Below are 18,667 nucleotides of genomic sequence, written 5' to 3' on the forward strand. Positions count from 1 at the left end.
GACACCACGCGGCCTTTCAGGGAAATCAAACCCATGATCGATGTCTGTCTATTCGGAGCGGGCCTTATCGGCCAGGTGCATGCAGCCAACCTGGCGCGCCATCCTCGGGTGCGCCTGCGCTACATCGTCGATCCGAACACCGAGGCCGCTGCGAAGGTCTCTGCCCTGACAGGAGCTGAAATCGTCGACACCGAGAGCGTGATGAATGACCCATCGATTCGCATGGTGTTCATTGCTTCGGCAACGAGAACGCATGCGGACCTGGCCATGGCCGCGGCCGCCAGAGGCAAGGCGATCTTCTGTGAAAAGCCAATCGATCTTGATCTCAAGCGCACGGATCAATGTCTGGCGGCTGTCGAGAAGGCAGGTGTGCCCTTTCAGATCGGATTCAACCGTCGGTTCGACCCGAGTTTTCGGGCGCTGAAGGCCCGCCTTGCGCAAGGCGAGATCGGCGCCATTGAACAGGTCATCATCACCAGCCGGGATCCGGAACCGGAAACCGAGGAAGCGCTGGCCGGGGGAGGGGGCGTCTTCCGGGAAATGACTATCCACGACTTCGACATGGCACGAAACCTGTTGGGCGAGGAGCCGGTGGAGCTCTTCGCGACCGGGTCGTCACTTGTCGCGCCGCAATATGCCAAGCTGGGGGACTACGATACCGCGATGTTCGTGCTGCGCACGGCGTCCGGCCGGCAATGTCACATCAACAACAGCGTCAGGGCCGCCTACGGCTATGACCAGCGCATCGAGGTGCATGGCGCGGATGGGATGCTGCGGGCCGGCAACAGGGAGCCGACATCGGTCGAAATATCAGGCGCAAAGGCGATATCGCGCGACAAACCATATTACTTTTTCGTTGAGCGCTATGCCGAGTCCTATGCCGCCGAGATCGATCATTTCATTATCTGCGTCGAAACAGGGCGACGGCCCGACGTCACGGCAAGCGACGGCCGGAAAGCGATGATCCTGTGCGAGGCCGCGCTTGCCTCCGCTAGGTCGGGCAGGTTCGAGACCGTCAGGTTTTAGTGCAATCGAACGAGGAGCTTCCAGATGAAGATCGGGATGATTACGGACAGTCTCGGCGACCTCTCATTCGACGAGATGTTGCGCGCCTCGGCCGAGCTTGGACTGCAGACATTGGAGTTCGCCTGCGGCAACTGGTCGTCCGCGCCCCATATCGACCTGCAGGCCATGCTGGCGAGCGCTGCCACGCGCAAGGACTTCGTTGCCAAGGTCCAGGATCACGGGCTGACGATTGCGGCGCTCAATTGCTCGGGCAATCCACTGCACCCGGGGCCGCAGGGCAAGGTCCACCATAGCGTGACACAGGACACCATCCGGCTGGCCGGCCTGATGGAGATTGATCGTGTAGTCATGATGTCGGGCCTGCCGGGCGGGCCGGGTGACGCCAACCCGAACTGGATCATCACCGATTGGCCGCCGGAATGCCTCAAGATCCAGCGCTATCAGTGGGAAGAGCGGATAATTCCCTACTGGCGCGACCTCGTCGCGTTTTCAAACAACCTCGGCATCCACAAACTATGCCTGGAACTGCATGGCCATCAGTCCGTGTACAATGTCCAGACATTGTTCAAGCTGCGTGACGCTGTCGGAGAAACGGTCGGCGCCAACTATGACCCTAGTCATCCGCTGTGGATGGGGGCGGACCCGATTGCCGCCATCCGCACGCTCGGCTCGGCCATCTACTATGTCCACGCCAAGGATACCCGGATCGAGCCAATCACGGCGGCCATCGACGGCACGCTCGATCCGCGCCCACCAAACCTCTATGCCGAACGGGCCTGGAATTACATCACACTCGGATACGGTCACGGTGAGACCTGGTGGCGGCAGTTCTGTACCGCGCTCAAGCAGGTTGGCTACGACGATGTCTTGTCAATCGAGCACGAGGACATGATGCTGACCCCGATGGAAGGTATGCGAAAATCGGTTGCGCTCCTGCGCAATGTCGCAATCAACCTTTCATAAAGCGGGAACTTGCCTATGTTCGGGCACGGAAGCGGCCTCCTACTGACTAGTTCTCGGCGTGGCTGAAGACGACAGTACCGCTGTCCTTGCGAACTTCAACGCATATGACGCCGTCGTCAACCCTTCGGTCTGGAACATGGCGATTGCGTGATCTTTGGCCGTCTTTTCAGCGTCAAAGGTCACCTTGTCAAAAACGCCCTGCCGTCCGTACCAGATCACTGTGAACGCCATTTCCGGCTCCTCCGCTGGAATGAAGCGCCTGCCACAGAGGTCAACACGGTGTGTAGCAATGGCCTAGTCGCCGTCGCAGCTTGGAATGGACCCCAGCCAGCACCGTGTTCGGATGAACATGCGCATGACGCAGCGCGGCCGCTTCCGGGTCGTCGAAGCTGGGCCCCATCGATCCGAACGAGCATGCGCTGACCGGCCTCCAACCACGTGAAGTGATTAGTGGTGTGCCGGCGGGCGCAAGTGGCAGGGCGGGTAGATATGCAACCCGGCCCTTGTCTTCCTGAACCGACTGCCCTTGGTAGCTTTGATCGTCGCTTGCGCGATCGAACCGAGCCTGTTCGTCGCCGCCCTTTGTCGTGCTAGCCATCTGCAACCAGCCCTGCAGGGCCCCGATACCACCGCAGGCTCGGTCGCGTTCGCCCAGCTTATTGCGGTCCCCACGCCACTGGGTTATTTTAGCACTTGTGGGAACAGCATCTGCCATCGATCGCGGGTGCGACCTTGCCGTCTCGGCAGATTGTGAAGTCTTTAACAGACCAGGTGTCGCAAGCTGTGTCTTGTGCACCCCAGGTCATGAGCAGTTAAGGATGCGCCATGCTGCGATGTTTTGCGTTCATTGCGGCCCTGATGCTCGCGAGCTTCACGGCGTTCCAAGCTTGTGCCGATCGAAGGGTGGCCCTTGTCATCGGCAATTCCGAATACCGCGAAATTCCCGCCCTCAAGAATCCGGACAAGGATGCCGAGGACGTGTCGAGCACCTTTCGGCTGGCTGGATTCGACGTGTTCGTCGCCAAGGATCTCACCAAGATCGAATTCGAAAAACAGTTCCGCAACTACCTCGCGGCGGCGGACGGTGCCGATCTGGCGATCGTGTATTATTCCGGCCACGGCTTTCAGATCGGCGGTGAAAATTTCCTGATCCCCGTCGATGCATCGCTCAAGAACGCGGCCGACATTGAGGTTCAGGCCGTCAAGCTCGATGATGTGCTGCAGCAGTTGAGGACGAAATCGAAGATCCAAGTGATCATCCTCGACGCCTGCCGCAACAATCCGTTTCCGCGCAAAGACTATTGGTTGCGAGACCAGCTCATCGTCGCTGGCAACACCGGCCTTGCGCAGGTTAAAAGTTCGCTGAACACGCTTATAGCCTTCGCCACCGAGCCCGGTGCTGTCGCTTATGACGGAAGTGGCGACCTCAGTCCTTTTTCCTCCGCCTTCTCCCGCCGCGCGCTGGCGCCGAACCAGGAGATACGCTCGGTCATGGCGGCCGTCCGCCGGGATGTGGTGGAGGCTACGGCCGGAAAGCAGGTGCCTTGGGAAAACTCGTCGCTGATCGACGAGGTCGTCCTCATGCGTCGCGCCAACCGGCCTGCACTGCCGCCCGTGTTGGAAAAGGTCGTACCGTCCGGCGTCGGCCCTGTCGCGCTCGACCTGCCGGAGCCGGTCGATGTCGATGGCGGTGCGGTCACCGTCAGCATCGACAGGCAGCCGGCGCTAGGGCGTCTGATCTTGGATGGCAAGGCGGTTGCGGCGGGGGAGCCGATTGCCGGCAAGGATCTCCCTCGATTGCGAATGGACGTCCCCAAAGGTGCCGGGGCCCAGGAACAAGTCGACATGCTGGCCTATTCAACGCACGACAATTGGGGAGGTGAATCCCGGGGCATCCTGGTGTTCCGGGTCAAGAATGGTGAGGGTGCCGAGGGCAAGCAACTTATAGCCTCGCTCGAGTCCGAGCAGAAGCAGCAAGCAGTGGAACGCGGTATTCATATTGCGGGCGCCGCCGAAGCAATCGAAAACCATGAGGTCCAGATTCCGGTCGGCGTCGGCCCGGTTCCGTTGCATCTCGATTTCCCAACTACGGATCCGGCGGTCAGCCTGAAACTTGCAGACTATCCGGCAACGGGAACGCTGTCGCTGCCGGATCGGACCTTGTCACCGGATTCAAGCCTGATGGCCAATGAAGTCGACCACTTGCGCTACGAACCCCAGATCGGCGCCGTCCAGCCACTGATCGTCGGCTTCGAAATCAGGGCCGACAACACGTCGTCAAAGCCGGCGACGATGAAGCTGTCGCCAAGCGTCGACCCATGCGACAGGGAGGCCGGTGAGCCTCTTGACCTGCAGGGCGTCGTCCCCGGCCTGCTGCCGAACGAAATCAGCAACAACGCCGCGGAGGTCTGCCGGGCGGCGGTGAAAGGGTATCCGGACGTCGCCCGCTTCCACTACCAACTCGGCCGGGCACTGCTTGCCGCCGGGAAGGTCAATGAGGCCTTGAAGGCGATCCAGGAGGCTGCCGATAAGGGGCATGTGCGCGCAGTGTTCGAGCTTGGCTACCTCAACGCGACGGGAACGGGAATGCCCGTCAATCGCAAGCAGGCCAATACCTTTTATGCTGCAGCGTCCGGCAAGGGCGACCCCTATGGCATGACCTCGTGGGGTCGCGCTTTGTTCAACGGCTATGGCGTCGAGCGTGATACCGCCAAAGGGCTGGACCTGCTGCTCAAGGCGGCGGCGATGGGGCACACTTATGCCATGAACGATCTCGCTGCCATCTTCACCGAAGGCCGTAATGGCGTGCCTGCCGATGCAGCTCGCGCCGTGGCTTTCCTCAAGGCTGGCGTCGAGCGGCAGGACATGTATTCGATGAACCTGCTCGGCCGCAATTACCTCGCCGGCACGGGTGTCGAGAAGGATCCCAAGACAGCGCTCTCGCTTTTTCAGAAATCGATGGATCTTGGCCAGCCCTACGCTCCCGGCAGCCTGGCGCGTATGTACAGGGACGGTGTCGGCGTGCAGCAGGATCTTGCAGAAGCGCAAAGGTTGTTCGAGCTGGCGACGGCGCGCGGCGACCAGTCGGCTGCGTATGATCGCGCAGCTCTGGAGATGCAAAGGGGTGAACAGGCGGACCAGGCCTTGGCGGTGCGCTACCTTGCTTTCGCGGCCGCGCTCGATCTTCGCAACGAAATTCCCGATGCCAGGAATACGCTGTCGAAATTTGGCTCCAGGGTGAAGACGGCGGCCCTGAAGCAAATGCGTGGGGACCTGAAATCGAAGATTTCGGCGAACGGTTCGTTGGACGATCAACTGGTCAGGACGGCCAGGGCGGTCTGGGAGCAAGCCAACCCGCGCCGGGACGTGTTCTGATAACATGGAGCAACAGATGGGCTGGGCATTAAAACAGGTAATCGTCGCAACGGTCCTATCCCTCACGGTGGCAGGGTGCACGACCATTGCACCCCCGCTCGAACCGACGACGACAAAACATCGTACGAACTCTGTTCGCACGACGACCGCGCCAAAGGTGGTCAAGCAGAAAAATGTGACCGCCAAGAAACTGCTTACGCCGATCAAGACCGAGACCACCCCAGTCATTGCGCCCTTGGGCGGCGGTGGCGCTGGCGGTAGTGGCGGTAGTGGTGGTGGTGGCGGTGGCTGGGGGGGATAGCGCCTCTACAGCGCACGACGCGGTGCAGGGCTATCGTAGGCCACAACGCGCTGGAACTGCTCGCCAAGCAGGAACAAGTGCTCTATGGTTGCGGCGTGCCGTTAGCGGGATCGGGTTGCCTGGCGGGGGCCTTCCATGTTCGAAGTCATTGCATTCTGGCAAGCGCGAGCAAAAGCGCGGCGTGCTGGCCTGATCATCGTAGCCATATTGGAATTGCTGGTCCTTGGACCGCGGACAGCGAGTGCCGCGCCGAACTGGACGCTCGATCCCGACGCTTCGGTGCTTACCTATCAGTCGGTCAAGAAAAACACGATCGTCGAGACCAACAAGATCAGGAATATCACCGGCACGCTGAATTCCGCCGGTGATGCCAAGATCAGCTTCGATCTCAATTCCGTCGACACGGGCGTCGACCTCCGCAACGTGCGCATGCGATTCCTGTTCTTCGAAACATTCAAGTACCCGACGGCCGAACTGAGGGCAAAGGTGGACCCGGCTGCATTTGCCGACTTGCCGGCCAAACGCCGGATCAAGGCAACTTTGCCGTTCCGGCTCAGTCTACACGGAGTCGATAAGGACCTGGAGGCGAGCGTCGTCGTCACCATGATCAGTGACACCCAGGTCTCGGTTGCTTCCGAGGCTCCCGTTGCGGTGCATGTGGAGGACTTTGGCCTGCTGCCGAACGTCGACAAGCTGCAGCAGGCCGCCAATGTGACGAACATAGTGCCCACTGCCTCGGTGTCCTTCGACTTCGTCTTTGTTGCTGAGGGCAGCAAGCCGGCCGCTGGGCAGACAGTCGCGGCCAGCGGCACCGAAGTCGGTCCCGTGGCCACCGACGCCGCGAAAGCCAACTTCAGCGACGAGGAGTGCCTCAACCGGTTTGCAGTGTTATCGCGCACCGGAGCCATCTATTTCCGTCCAGCCAGCGCCAGACTCGATGCTAAGAGCCGTCCGTTGCTCGCCGAGGTTGAGGGTGTCGTCGGCAAATGCCCGACCCTGAATGTGGAAGTCGCTGGCTACACTGACGCGGATGGTTCGCCAGAGGCAAACAAAGCGCTCTCCGAACGGCGCGCCCAGGCGGTTGCCGATGCTTTGGTCGCCGATGGCGTGCAGCGCCGCCAGATCAGTGCCACCGGCTATGGCGAGGAGCGGCCGGTTGCGGCCAACGATACGCCAAAGAACAAGGCACTCAATCGGCGCATCGAATTCTCCGCCACGAAGCTCGCGAACTGAGGTCGGGGTGGGCTCCCGTCCATTCGCGTTTTGCGCTGGCTTGTTTCGCGGCGCTGGCCTTGTGGCGATTGTCTTGCTTTTGACTGTGACCGCCGCGACTGCCGAGCGCCGTGTCGCGCTGGTGCTCGGCAACTCGCAATATCAGCACGCCGCGCCGCTCGCCAATCCGGTGCGCGATGCCCAGGCCATGGCCGAGCGCCTGCAGAACCTTGGTTTCGATGTGGTCTCCGGCTTCGACCTGACCAAGCAGCAGACGCAGGCCACGGTCGCCCAGTTCGCAAAGCAGGTGCGCGGCGCCGATGTCGCGCTTTTCTTCTATGCCGGACATGGCTTGCAGGTTTCAGGCAAGAACTACCTGCTTCCGGTCGATGCCGCGCTCGAGGATGAAACGTCGCTCGACTTTGAGGCCGTGTCCGTCGATTTCATTTTGCGTCAGATGTCTCGCGAGACCAGCGTAAGGTTGGTGTTTCTGGACGCATGCCGGGACAATCCCTTGGCCGATGTGCTGGCTAAGACCGCGGGCATCAAAGGTGCAAGCAGCGGCCTTGCGGAAATCGCGATCGAAAATGGGGGCGCGGGAACGCTCGTTGCGTTCGCTGCCAGTCCCAACCAGCTCGCCTATGATGGGTCGGGCGACCACTCGCCCTTCACGACGGCATTGCTTCAGCACATTGGGGAATCCAATGTCTCCATCACCGAAGCGATGAACAGGGTGACCAGCGACGTCTTCAAGGCGACGGCCGGCAAGCAACGCCCCTGGGCCAATGTTTCCTTGACCACCGAGGTTGTCCTGCACAAGGTCGATCTCAACGCGCCGCTGATCGTCGGGCAGTCGAGCACCCCGCCGGCTGAAGCCAGCTCCGGGACGCGCAAAACCGGCGGGTCGTCGGTCCAGGATGACGATCAGCTTGCGCTCGATGTTCTCCGTGCGAAGATCCCGAAACTGGCCACCGACGGCCCCATCTTTTTCGATCGTCCCGTCAAGTTCGGGGAGCCGGCGATCGACGGCAAGAGCATCGCCCAACTGATCAAGGGCGAACCGCTGTTCAGTCCGGTGGAAGGTCTCGACAAGTCGGTCTGGGAAGGCAAGCACTGCGATAGCTGCCATGAGTGGAATGAGGCCCGGATCTGCGAGCAGGCGAAGAATTTCGCTGCCAACGACGTCTCGGTCCTGCGGCTGCAGCATCCGCTCGGTACCCGATTCAAGGTCGCGCTGGCCAGATGGGCGCAAGGCGGCTGCCAGTGATGCTGGGCTGCTGCCAGCGCCGGTGAAGGCGAGCAGGGGAGGCGAATGCCGTTAGGCCTCCATCTCCACCATCTGGATGCCCATCTCGACAAAGGCGGAAAGCAAGGTAAACCGGTCCGCCAGCGCGGCGCGGGCCAGTCCAGCGAGGATCGCGGCATTGACGGCATGGGCGGCAGGAAATCCGCTCGATTCCATTTTGAGGGTCGGGTCACGCCATACTGCTGCCAGAGCGATCCAGGCGGCCGGCGTTGCCGGCGGCAGGTCCAAGGACTTGCTCAAGACGGATTGATGGTGGGGGTTGTCGGGTTCGCCGACGCGGGCATGAACAAGCGCCAGCAAATCGAGATCCCGGTTCCCGAGGAGCTCGGCGACATTCCTCAGGCATTCATGTCCCCACCAGACGGCGGCTCGCTCGGGGAGGAGGTAGGCACAGAACGTGACTGCTTCTTCCGGGACTCGCCCGGCAAGCAGGTTACGGCAAAAATCAAGCGGCGGCTGACCGGTGGCCAGCGATTTCATGTCCCTGGCGATGGCGGGACAAGCAAGAAACAGATCCCGTGCCGTTCTGTATCCGAGTTCGTTAGCCATGGCTGCCCCCCTGAAAGCCAGCAGACAAACACTCAAGCCTGTGGCCGAGCGCCGGTCAAGCGTCAGCCTTTAACGGTGGCGGACACGAGCGAATTGCGTTTGTCCACAGACAATCGCTTCCCGATTTGATATGGTAGCCGCCAGCGAAATCCACTCGGACAGGAGTGACGGTCATGCGATTGGGCAGTTCAGCCTTGGCATTGGTGGCCATGCTTCTTACGACGCACGTATCCGCCGATCCGCTTCAGAAGTCGGAAGACATCGTGAAGTTCTTCGCCGGCCAGCCCGGCAATCTGGGTGCTTCGCGCGGCATCTGCGTCGGCACGGAGGAAGAGTGCAAGAGCAAGGCCGAGAAGACTGGCTCAACCTCCCAAAAGGCCGGCCTCGATATGATGATCAATTTCGCCCTTAATTCCGCGCAACTCGACCAGGTTGCGCGCACCGAACTCGATGAGTTCGCCAAGGCGCTGAAGGACAATCGGCTGAGCACGTTCAGCTTTGTCGTCGAAGGTCATACCGATGCGACTGGCTCGGACCGCTATAACCAGGAACTTTCGCAGCAAAGGGCGCGGTCGGTGGCGGCCTTCCTGACGGCCAACGGCGTAGAATCTGCCAGACTGGAAGCAATCGGCCTCGGCAAATCGCATCCGCGCGTCGCCGATCCTTATGATCCAGTCAACCGCCGCGTGGAGATGCGCGTCAGGACCGAGTAGGCTGTCGCCAACAGGCGATCATTTAACAGCGATATGCATTAGCCCGGCTGAAACGCCCCTTGGATCGAATTGAGCAGCGCCGTTATGGCCTGCTTGTATTTTTCGAACCCCGGTGATGTCTGTCGGATTTCGGTCGTGGTCGTCGCCGGCTGGCCCGCGTCTGTCGCCACGCGCAGCACTTTTTGACCCATCTTCCGCTCGGCCCAGTCAATAACATAGCCAGCGGTCTTGCCGATGAGGAAAGGATTGGCCTCGATCACCGCTGACCCCAGAACGGCGTTCAGTTGCGACGAGCCGGACGCAGCCAGCACCTGGTGCGCGCCTTCCATGCCAAGGAAGTGGCAGAGGTAAAGGCGCCCTGCGGTTATCTGGTGGCCGCGCGCGCGCAGATAAGCCTCGCCTTCGCGCGCGAGGTTGCGCACCATCTCACGCGACAGCGTCACGTCGTAGCGAAGCGCAAGCAGGTCAGCGGTCGAGAGCGAACGGGCAAGATCGGGGCGATAAGTGTTCATCATCCGGATCCAGGTCTTGGTGATGAACTGGCCAGCGCCGGTTGCTGATGAGTTGGGGTTCTTGGCGCGGGCGCTGCCGCCGCTTTCGACATGCACGATACGATCGGTTAGCGTCTCAACGGCGGAATCGCCGGAGCTGCCGGATCCGCCGGAGCGGGCGTCAGCGCCGGCAGCAACCGTGGTGGGCGTTCCGAGCGGATCGATTGCCTCGCCGTTTTGATAGAGTTCGAAATGCAGATGCGGTCCGGTCGAGAGCCCGGTCGTGCCAATATAGCCGATGACGTCGCCGGCCTTCACCTTGGTGCCGACGCCGCTGGCGATGGCGAACTTCTGCATGTGCGCATAGCGTGTCTCGCGTCCGTTTGCATGGGCCATCTTGACCAGATTGCCATAGCTGCCGCCATCGCCTTGGAAGCTGATCTCGCCGTCGAAGGCCGCCATGATCGGCGTGCCGATCGGAGCCGCCCAGTCGACGCCTTTGTGGATTCGAACCGTGCCTAGGATGGGATGCTTACGCGGGCCGAAGGTCGAGGTCATGACCCCGCTCACCGGCGTGACCATGCCGCTGGCGATGGACAGCGAACGGACCTGATCATCGCCCGTCACGCAGGCATACTGGCCCTCGCTTTGCTGATAGACGAAGCAGTCGAGGTTCTTGTCCCTACCGAGGACGCCGACGTAAAGCACCCGTCCGGATATCTCGCCTTGGCCGCGCGGGGTCTGGGAGTAGATCAGCACCAGGCGCTGGTCCTCGGCGGCGAAGGCGTCCAGATCCTGTCCTCGCGACAGATACATGATCGCTTCGCCGATCACGCTGGTCGGCACCTTGTTGCGTGCCGCGGTCGAATAGATTGCGTCGAGCAGGCGGTATTGCCGCTTCGGCCCGCCCTGATCCGAGCCACCGGAATAGTTGAAGAGGTCCTCGCGAACCCAGGGATCGGCGCCGGAAACAAAGGGACCCCCGGCGCTGCGCGTCAGCGTACCGACATAAACATTCCTTGCGTAGACGGAGACCTGCATCAGCGACATGGCGGTGGTCTCCCGGTTGGGCCGGAAACCGCGCAAGGCGACCACAAAGCCGGGCTCCAACCCGTCGCGGTCGAACAGCGCTTTCAGCGCCTCGCCCGCAAGCCTGGCGTCATCCGCGGAGAAATGCGCGTCGAGCGCCACGCTTTCCAGGCTGCGGTCGTTGAGGACTTTCACGAAGGTGTCCTCTGTCGCCTCGAAACGCTGATATTCGCTGATGACGGTCGCGACGGTGGTGTTGTTCTCGATCGCGGTCTTGGCGAAGGCAGGGAGCGCTGCCTCGCCCTGGTCGATGGTCTCGCCCCAGCCGGCCTCGGGGTCGTCTGCATCGGCTTTAAGCGGCGAAGCTGGGGGCACCCCGCCTTCATCCGGCGTCGCCTGCAGGTCGTTCGCCAGATCATCTTCTTGCTCATTGGGTGCCACGGCAGGTGCCGCCGAGGTCGGCTGCTGATTGTCCGGTGCTGCAGCGGAGGGGTTCGGAGGTGCCTGCCGCTGCGCCTGGAAGAAGGCAAAATCCTCCTGCGTCGAGGGGATTGTCGTCATGAACTTCTCGCTGGCGCTCAGCATCACGTCGGACAGGATTTCGATCTGCGGCGAAGCCCCGGAACTGTCGAGTTCGGCCGGGCGCGCAATAGTGTGGCCCTTCGTGGCGGTCTCGTCATCGGGTGCCAGTGTGATCCACATCGGGTCACCGGCAAGGTCGATGATCGCCGGCACATAGACCGCCGCGTCGGCGGGCACGTCTTCCATGCCTTCGACGGGATGCAGGTCCTCATTCTGCTCGCCGAACGACCACTCATCCTTGGTAAGATAGAAGCTGGTGGCGATGGTGATGACGGTGAGCGTAGCAACGCCGGCAAGGACGCGGCGCCAAAGTTTACGTCGGCGTTCGCTCTGGCGCGCCAGCTTCTTTTGTTTGAAGCTCGTGTCGATGCTGTGCGTCACGGGCTGCTTCCGGTCAGGAAATAGGTCCAGCGCACCTGCTCGAGCGTATCGACCTCGACGAATCGCGCCGCGATATGACCGCGCGGCCAGCACTCCTCGATGCCACGGATGGAGAAGCGGCGCCGATCGACGCACATTTCGGCCGATCCGTTGAGGATCGCATGGCCGAACACGTCGGTGGCGTAGAGGTAGATGTAGCGGTTGGTTAGTTCCTCGCGGATCACGTTCACGCACTGGTTGGCGCCGATGGTCCACCAGCCGTCGGTCTGGTCGGCACTGTCGACCTTCTGCCCGACTGCGAGGTTGACGACGTCGAGCGTCTGGTTGCAGACGGTGAATTCAGCACGCGCCGTGCCGGTCGAGAGGATAGTGAGCAGCACCGCACCGAACAGCGCGCAACCGGCCAGGCGGTCGGCCAGCAAGAATCGAAACCAGCTACGCTTTACGCGTGAGGGATGCTGGCAAATAGACAGCGAGCGACGGTCCATCGGCGTTTCATCTCTATCCGCCGAGCCGAAAATACTTGGCGGCGGCGGAGAATTGCGAGCCGTCGGCCTCGATCTCCTCCAGGATCTTTGGCAGAAGGTCGGAGGCCGGTGTCGGTCTCGAGAACATCGCGGCCTGGATATCGTGCGGTCCGGTGATCACCAGCATGATCTGCGGCAGGGGCTTGCCGGCCGCTTTGTCGGCGGCGCCCAGACCGATGGGGATGCTGAATGTCGCCTTGTCGGTTTGCGCCACCATGCGGTCATCGAGGTTGAAGGCAATGCCGCGGTGGTCGATCAGCATGACGTTGGAAACGAGCCCGCCATGCGTTGCCAGCGTGCCGCTGATCGGCGCGCCATCCGGCACCGATGTCCGGTCGAGAACGAGCCGCGGGCTATCCACCCGGTTGCGGTCGAGAAAGCGCAGGAGCCTGGTCACTTCACACTGGGGCTGGTCGATCAGACGGACGCTGATGTCCGGCTCGAGATGGAACCTTGCCCGAAATTCATTGAGCAACTGCTCGAAGGGCTGCACGGCCGTCGCGAAGCCTTCGATAGCTACGGCGCTGGCGTCTTCGGATGTCAGCGACGCGTAGAAACAGTCGCCGCCGCTGAAGTCGCGCACCCATGAAGCGCGTTGCGCGGTCTCGTCGCCGGTCGTCGCCGGGGGGACCGCCGGCTTGGGCACATTCATCGCGACTTCGGTGTTTTCGGGCTGTATGGTCACCGGTGGCGGTTGCTGGGACGACTGCGCCGTCTGTGTCGGCTCTGATGGCACGGTTGCTGGCGGCTGGATGGCGGGCGGGAGAGGCGCCGCCGGTTCAGCCGGCGGCGTGGTCGGCTGCGTCGGCACGGGGCGCTGCGCAATCGGCGGCGGGGAAGCCTGAGGCTTGGCCAACTTGGAGAGCCTGTTGACGAGGTCGGTTGCGCTCGGTTTTGTCGCTGGGAGGTCTGCCTCCTGCGCCGGCTTGCCCTCTGCCTCCGCCTGGCTTGGCGCCGATGTCTCCGGCGGCTGACTGACTGGTTTTGGCACTTTCGCACTCTCCTCGGCCTTTGGCACCGAAGCTGCCGTTGGCGGATTGGCGGTCGGCGTCTGGGCTGGCTTGATCCCGACCCCTGGCACTTGCGGGGGATTGTTGTTAGCCTGTGATTTTGTTGCCGGCTGCTCGCCTGCAGCGTCCGCCTGGTTCTCAGCCGGTATTGCGGTCTTCGCCTTTACATCCGGCAGGGCAGGTGGCTTCACCGTTTCGAACGTGCCGGCGTTGTCGGTTTTTGACGGCTCTGGCCGAGGTTGCACCGGTGGGTGTGGCTGAGGTTTCGATGCTTCCGGTTGCGGCGCCTGGGCCACCGGCTTTGCGATCAGCGGCTTGAGTTTCTCTTCGGCCGGCGGTGGCGCCAGTATGCCCCTGAAGTACAGCCCGCCGCCCAACAGGAGCACCAGCGCCGCGAGGCTGCCAGCGATGGCCGGCATCCGAGACGACTTTCGCGGCGGCATGGTCGTGCTGGCCGGCGCGGGCGTTGGCGCGGACCTTGGTTGCGACAGATGCGCCGGCCGCACATGTTCAACGAAGCGCTGTTCGCCAGGAGGCGCCGAAGGCTGGACCCTGGACTTGGGCAGTGCCGTCCAGCCGGCGCGCGGCAATCCCGAGCGTTCACGCGAACCGTACGCTGCCGGCGGCAATGTGACCTCGACGTCCTCGTCACGCGTTGCCCTGGCGATGTCGGCCATGCTGGCCGGCCGATCGCGCGGGTCCGGCTGCAGCATCGCGCCGACGAGCTCGTGGAAATTGGGATCGATGTCGGACAGGTCCGGCACGGTTCGGCGTTTCTCGACGACGTCGTACTGGGTGCCGCTCATATCGAGCGGCTTTCCGCGCAAAACGGCGGCCAGCACCAGGCCGAGGCTATAAATATCGGACTGCTCGCTCACCTCGCCGCCATAGAGGCCGAGCTGTTCGGGCGAGACGTAATTGTATTTGCCAGCGAACTTGCCGCCAATCAGCGTTTCACCGCCTGCGGCCGCCGACCGAGCGATGCCGAAATCAATGATCTTGGCGCGCTCCACCCGCCCGCCGGGCAGGATGATGTTGTCCGGCGACAGGTCTCGGTGAACCGCGCCCGCCTGGTGCACCGCGGCCAGTCCCGACGCCAGGCGATGGCAAAGGCGTCGCACTTCTTCTCCCGGCATCGGTCCGCGACGCATCACGTCGAAGAGTGATTGGCCGTCCACGAACTCCATCGCCAGATAGGGGCGGCCGATCTTCGGATCGATGGTGAAGACGTGATAGCGCACCACTGCGTCATGCGACAAATGGTTGAGTATCGAGGCTTCCTTGCGGAACAGCGACAAGATCGTCTGGTCGCGGGCGAATTCGGGAAGTACGATCTTGATCGCTACGTGGTCGCCGGTTTGGATGTTGTGGCCGCGATAGACTTCTCCCATGCCGCCGGATGCGATCCTCTCGTCGAGTTCGTAAATGCCGCTGAGCTGTGTGCCGGCGCCAGCATAGGTGACCTTCGCTGATAACCGCGTCTTGTCGTCGTCACTCATCTGGCCAGGCTCTCCGCGCCGGATCGATCCTGATGGAGCGCACCGTCGCGCCCGCCGCCGATCTTCACCAGTACGATGGTCACATTGTCGGTCCCGCCGCGCGCCAGCACCATCTCCAGCAGGCTTTGGCACGCCGCCTGCGGCGTTGCCGATCTCACCGTGGCTTCGATCTCGGCGTCGCTGACATGTGCCGTCAGGCCGTCGGTGCTCAGAACGAAAACATCCCCCGGTATCAGCTCGCCCTGCTGGAAATCTATCTCGAGCTCGTCGCTGACGCCGACAGCATGAGTAATGACATGACGGCGCGGCCAGGTAAGCGCCTCTTCCGCACTGATCATGCCGCGATCCAGCAGTTCCTGGACCTCGGTGTGATCCTTCGAGACCTGAAAGATCATGCCGTTGCGGACCAGGTAGATGCGGCTGTCGCCGGCCCACAGGCCTGCGAACCGCCCGTCCATGGCAAGCAAGGCCGCGAAGGTGGAGCCGATGGTGACGCCGCGGGATCGCGAGATGTTGCGGATCTCGGAATTGGCGCGGCTCAGCCGGTCTTCGAAGCGCGCGCGAAGGTCCGGTGCCGAGCTCGCGATGCCAATCGTTGCCAGATGATCGACGATGCTGGCCGACGCGACCTCGCCGGCCTCGTGCCCGCCCATGCCATCGGCCACTACCCAGAGGCCGGTCTGCGGGTCGATCAGGTAGTTGTCCTCGTTCTGGTCGCGCACGCAGCCCCTATGGCTCACGCCGAAGCTTTCGATGGGAAGGGCGACAGTGCTCAATTTGCCACCAAGCGCTTCGCGAGCGTCCCCTGTGACCAACCACGGGCAGCATGCCCAGGCCACTTTGCCACATGCGCATACATTAGAGTACCGAAATAAGGGCTGCAGCCGTAGGCGCGCTTGAACACGGCCATGTCAGAAAGCCTTCGGACAGCTGAAGCCGGCCAGGGCTGGCAACAGGAAGGGATCGGCCCCCGATCCGGACTGGATCATGTAAGCGACGTCTCGTCCGCCGATCACGAAGCGGGCTTCGGTGTTGGCGCCGTTGGCGGTGATGGTCGCCTTGTCCAGCAGACGTTTCAGGGCCCAAGCTCCTTCGAATTTAAGCGCTGAGTCGCGGCCTGGCATTTCCGGCATAAGGGTAAGGCTGGCGGAAGCCGAGGCAGTGCTGTTTGGCCACGTCACCGTGCTTGGCGCATTGCCGGTCTGACTGCTCTGGACAGTCTGGCCGTCAATGTTGAGAAGCGCGTTGTCCGCGTCTCCATTCAGCGAAAAAGGCGTGATGGTGAGCGAAACCGACGGCACCGAGCCGCCGGAGGGGAAGAAGGCGCCGCGGATCTCGGCGGCCGACTGAAAGGATTTCAAGGTCGACTTCGCGAGCTCGTGGCCGGAGCGGGCATCCTGTCTCCAGGTCCATTCCTGGCCGGTCATGTCGATCAGCGACGCAAGGTTCTGCGCGAAGAAGCGGTCCATCAGCCCGCCTGGTGCGAAAAGCCTGGCGAAATCCGCTATCGAGATCTCTTCCGTGCCGTCGCTGGCGAAGGGATAGCGACCGTTGACCGCCTCCTCGCAGGCTCGTGTGACCGTCTGGTCGAGATTCTGGTTGAGGTTGGCCACCGAAGCTTCGGCGATGTTACTTGCAAACTCGTCCGTTGCCGCGTTGACCATGCGCGCAAGCGGCCTTGGAAGGCGCGAGACATTGGCGCGCAGCGTGGAGATCTGCAGCTGCAGGTTGGCGTTGATGCGTTCGGTCTGTGAAGGGATTTCGGCCGAAAGCGTCAGGCTTTGAAAAATGTCGTGAAAGTTCCGCGCCAGAGCATCGAGCGGCCGCCGTCCATTGGCGCCGCTGACCAGGGACTGGAACGATCGAAACTGTGCCTCGACGCTCGCACCGGCACTGTGTGCGAGAGCCGAGCCCGAACCGGCACGGGTCTGTGACTTGCCGCCGGCGATCTGCAGGCCGATGCGAGCCAGGCCTTTGGCCATGATGACGGGATCCTCTTGTGCCGCACCGCTTCCGCTCTCGGCCATGGTGTTCTCTTTCGTCAATGCGGTCTCCTCGGCGATCGCCGTGTAGAGCCGATCGAGAGGCGAGCCCGCCGCGGCGAGGGCGGAAAGCGCGAGATATCGCGGCTTGTCCTCGAGCAACGCCTTGAACTTCAGTTGGTCGAGTACGCCGTTCCATGCGGAGGAGAATTCCTTGCCGTAGCGGTCGATCAATTCAGGGCCGAGCTTGGGCAGGTCCTGGTCGATGCCGCCCTGTTCCTCGCCGCCGCCAAGCACCCACCGATCGTTCATAAGCGTTTGGGCGATGCGCGAAAGCTGCGGCAGGAAAAAACGGTTGAAGCCGGCGCGCGTGTAAAGTCCGGGAACGTTGAGATCCGCCAGATCACTGCCATCGGTTCGTTCAAACACGAGCTGTGCCTCAGGACCGGCTTTCGCCGCGAGGGAGAAGTTGTCCAGCCTTGCGGCGTAAACCGCTGACTTGATCAGCGCCGAAGCGCGGTCGGCAAGGCTCATGCGGCCAAGGGAGCGTTGCGCGGCTTCGATCAACGGTTGGTTGAGCTCGAAGAGAGGATCGTAGGCGTCGTCGAGGGCGAGCATCGCGCGCAGATGCTTTTCGAGCTGCGCGCGGCCTTCGCGGTTGTTCTCGCCCGGATAGCGGTTCACTTCCCAATCCTGCTTCATCCAGGAAACGATCAACTCGTTATCGACCTTCGGAGCCTTGCCGCCCAGCATCAGGTAGATCTTCAGCGGCTCGTAGAGCGCGATTGGATCGGCTATCTTGGCCTGGATGGTCCGCTCGGCCTGCACCAAGAGCCGGGAGCGGAATGTCCGCTCGAGCGCTTGCCGGTAGGCATCCCTGGACGCCGACAGCAGCCTCTCGCGCTGGCCAAGGCCGAACGTCCCCTCGATCGGCTTTCGCTGGTCGCCGTTCCCGAACCCGGCTGGCAGGTTGCGCAACTGGTCGAGCGGGCCGATGACGTTTTCGAGATCGACATCGGTCACCATGGTACTCTTGAGCAGCGAATCCGCGCTGTTGCGATACTGCGCCATGGCCTGCCTGGTGGAGGCGATCAGCGACTTGTTGGCGAAGAAGCTCAGCCCAAGCACGCCGAGCGCCGTCAAGGCCGCCAGTCCAATCGCGGCGAGGCCGCCAAATCTCGCGAACCTGGCGCGCCGTTCGGCCGCCCGGTCGAACGATACCCAGCCCGATTCCGGAAAGATCACCTTGGTCAGGAGATCGTGCAGGAAGAAGCTCTTGCCGGTGCCGGAAAAATGCGCCTGCGAGGCGCTGCCGAAGCTGCGCCCGATGGTGCCCAGCACCTGGTCGAACGGTGTTCCTTCCTGAGTACCCGAGGAGAAATAGAGGCCCCGCAAGCTCACATTCACCCGCGATCGAGAGGCATCGAACAAACTAGTGATGAAATGCGCTGTCCGGTTCCTGAGGGCGCCGAACTGCGCCGGGAAATCGAAGATGGCGATGCGGGCCACCGGATCAGCCTCTTCCTGCAAGCGATCGACGACTTCTGCTGCCAAGCGCTGCGCCAGACCGTCGAATTCGGCCGGCGCCTCGCTGGCCATGTTCCTTGTGCGATCGACGGTCTGGAACGTTGCGCCCCATACCTTGCGCCTGCGCGCTTCGTCGAATTCACCGAAATAATCCATGAAGCCGGATACGAGATCGGCCTTGGTGCATAGCAGAT

The 18,667-nt window shown here is 62.3% G+C and carries 13 protein-coding genes; 6 read left to right on the forward strand and 7 right to left on the reverse strand.

Going from position 1 to position 18,667, the window contains the following annotated elements; genetic code table 11:
• Positions 1-33 precede the first annotated feature (33 nt).
• Both iolG and FJ941_RS19815 read left to right on the forward strand, forming a co-directional pair.
• Complete coding sequence (iolG, locus tag FJ941_RS19810) at positions 34-1,026, forward strand: inositol 2-dehydrogenase (protein WP_140508167.1); 993 nt, start codon at positions 34-36, stop codon at positions 1,024-1,026.
• A 24-nt stretch (positions 1,027-1,050) separates the two neighbouring features.
• A complete protein-coding gene (locus FJ941_RS19815; RefSeq protein WP_140508169.1) occupies positions 1,051-1,989 on the forward strand; it encodes a sugar phosphate isomerase/epimerase in 939 nt (312 codons plus the stop codon).
• A 39-nt stretch (positions 1,990-2,028) separates the two neighbouring features.
• On the opposite strand, the gene FJ941_RS19820 is transcribed toward FJ941_RS19815, so the two are convergent.
• Positions 2,029-2,220 carry a hypothetical protein gene (locus FJ941_RS19820; protein ID WP_140508170.1) on the reverse strand — a complete coding sequence of 64 codons (192 nt, stop codon included), beginning with the start codon at positions 2,218-2,220 and terminating at the stop codon, positions 2,029-2,031.
• A 594-nt stretch (positions 2,221-2,814) separates the two neighbouring features.
• Here FJ941_RS19820 and FJ941_RS19825 point away from each other — a divergent pair.
• From FJ941_RS19825 to FJ941_RS19840, 3 genes are all read left to right on the forward strand, one after another.
• The gene (locus tag FJ941_RS19825; RefSeq protein WP_140508172.1) at positions 2,815-5,364 is read left to right on the forward strand and encodes a caspase family protein; all 2,550 of its coding nucleotides are present in this window, start codon (positions 2,815-2,817) and stop codon (positions 5,362-5,364) included.
• 436 nt (positions 5,365-5,800) lie between these two features.
• Positions 5,801-6,898 carry an OmpA family protein gene (locus FJ941_RS19835; protein WP_140508176.1) on the forward strand — a complete coding sequence of 366 codons (1,098 nt, stop codon included), beginning with the start codon at positions 5,801-5,803 and terminating at the stop codon, positions 6,896-6,898.
• Positions 6,899-6,971: 73 nt separating this feature from the next.
• Positions 6,972-8,144 (forward strand): caspase domain-containing protein, encoded by a 1,173-nt coding sequence (locus FJ941_RS19840; RefSeq protein ID WP_246673893.1) that lies wholly within the window; start codon positions 6,972-6,974, stop codon positions 8,142-8,144.
• 51 nt (positions 8,145-8,195) lie between these two features.
• Here the strand turns inward: FJ941_RS19840 and FJ941_RS19845 are convergent, their stop codons facing one another.
• Positions 8,196-8,732, reverse strand: a complete 537-nt coding sequence (locus tag FJ941_RS19845) for a hypothetical protein (protein ID WP_027143745.1) — start codon at positions 8,730-8,732, stop codon at positions 8,196-8,198.
• A 173-nt stretch (positions 8,733-8,905) separates the two neighbouring features.
• Between FJ941_RS19845 and FJ941_RS19850 the strand changes: the two genes are divergently transcribed.
• A complete protein-coding gene (locus FJ941_RS19850; protein ID WP_246672787.1) occupies positions 8,906-9,445 on the forward strand; it encodes an OmpA family protein in 540 nt (179 codons plus the stop codon).
• A 38-nt stretch (positions 9,446-9,483) separates the two neighbouring features.
• On the opposite strand, the gene FJ941_RS19855 is transcribed toward FJ941_RS19850, so the two are convergent.
• From FJ941_RS19855 to tssM, 5 genes are all read right to left on the reverse strand, one after another.
• On the reverse strand, positions 9,484-11,928 hold the full coding sequence (locus tag FJ941_RS19855) for a M23 family metallopeptidase (RefSeq protein ID WP_140508179.1): 2,445 nt from the start codon (positions 11,926-11,928) through the stop codon (positions 9,484-9,486).
• The gene (locus FJ941_RS19860; protein ID WP_181169884.1) at positions 11,925-12,416 is read right to left on the reverse strand and encodes a DUF1036 domain-containing protein; all 492 of its coding nucleotides are present in this window, start codon (positions 12,414-12,416) and stop codon (positions 11,925-11,927) included. Before FJ941_RS19860 ends, FJ941_RS19855 begins: the two co-directional genes overlap by 4 nt.
• 13 nt (positions 12,417-12,429) lie before the next feature.
• Entirely contained in the window at positions 12,430-14,964 is a 2,535-nt protein-coding gene (locus tag FJ941_RS19865; protein ID WP_140508181.1) for a serine/threonine-protein kinase, read from the reverse strand.
• The gene (locus tag FJ941_RS19870; protein WP_140508182.1) at positions 14,961-15,740 is read right to left on the reverse strand and encodes a PP2C family serine/threonine-protein phosphatase; all 780 of its coding nucleotides are present in this window, start codon (positions 15,738-15,740) and stop codon (positions 14,961-14,963) included. The genes FJ941_RS19865 and FJ941_RS19870 overlap by 4 nt, the downstream gene beginning before the upstream one ends.
• A gap of 135 nt (positions 15,741-15,875) precedes the next feature.
• Positions 15,876-18,667 (reverse strand): type VI secretion system membrane subunit TssM (tssM, locus tag FJ941_RS19875; protein WP_140508184.1); only part of this gene is annotated, 2,792 nt, incomplete at its 5' end.

It is taken from the genome of Mesorhizobium sp. B2-3-13, from assembly GCF_006442195.1.
GTDB lineage: Bacteria > Pseudomonadota > Alphaproteobacteria > Rhizobiales > Rhizobiaceae > Mesorhizobium > Mesorhizobium salmacidum.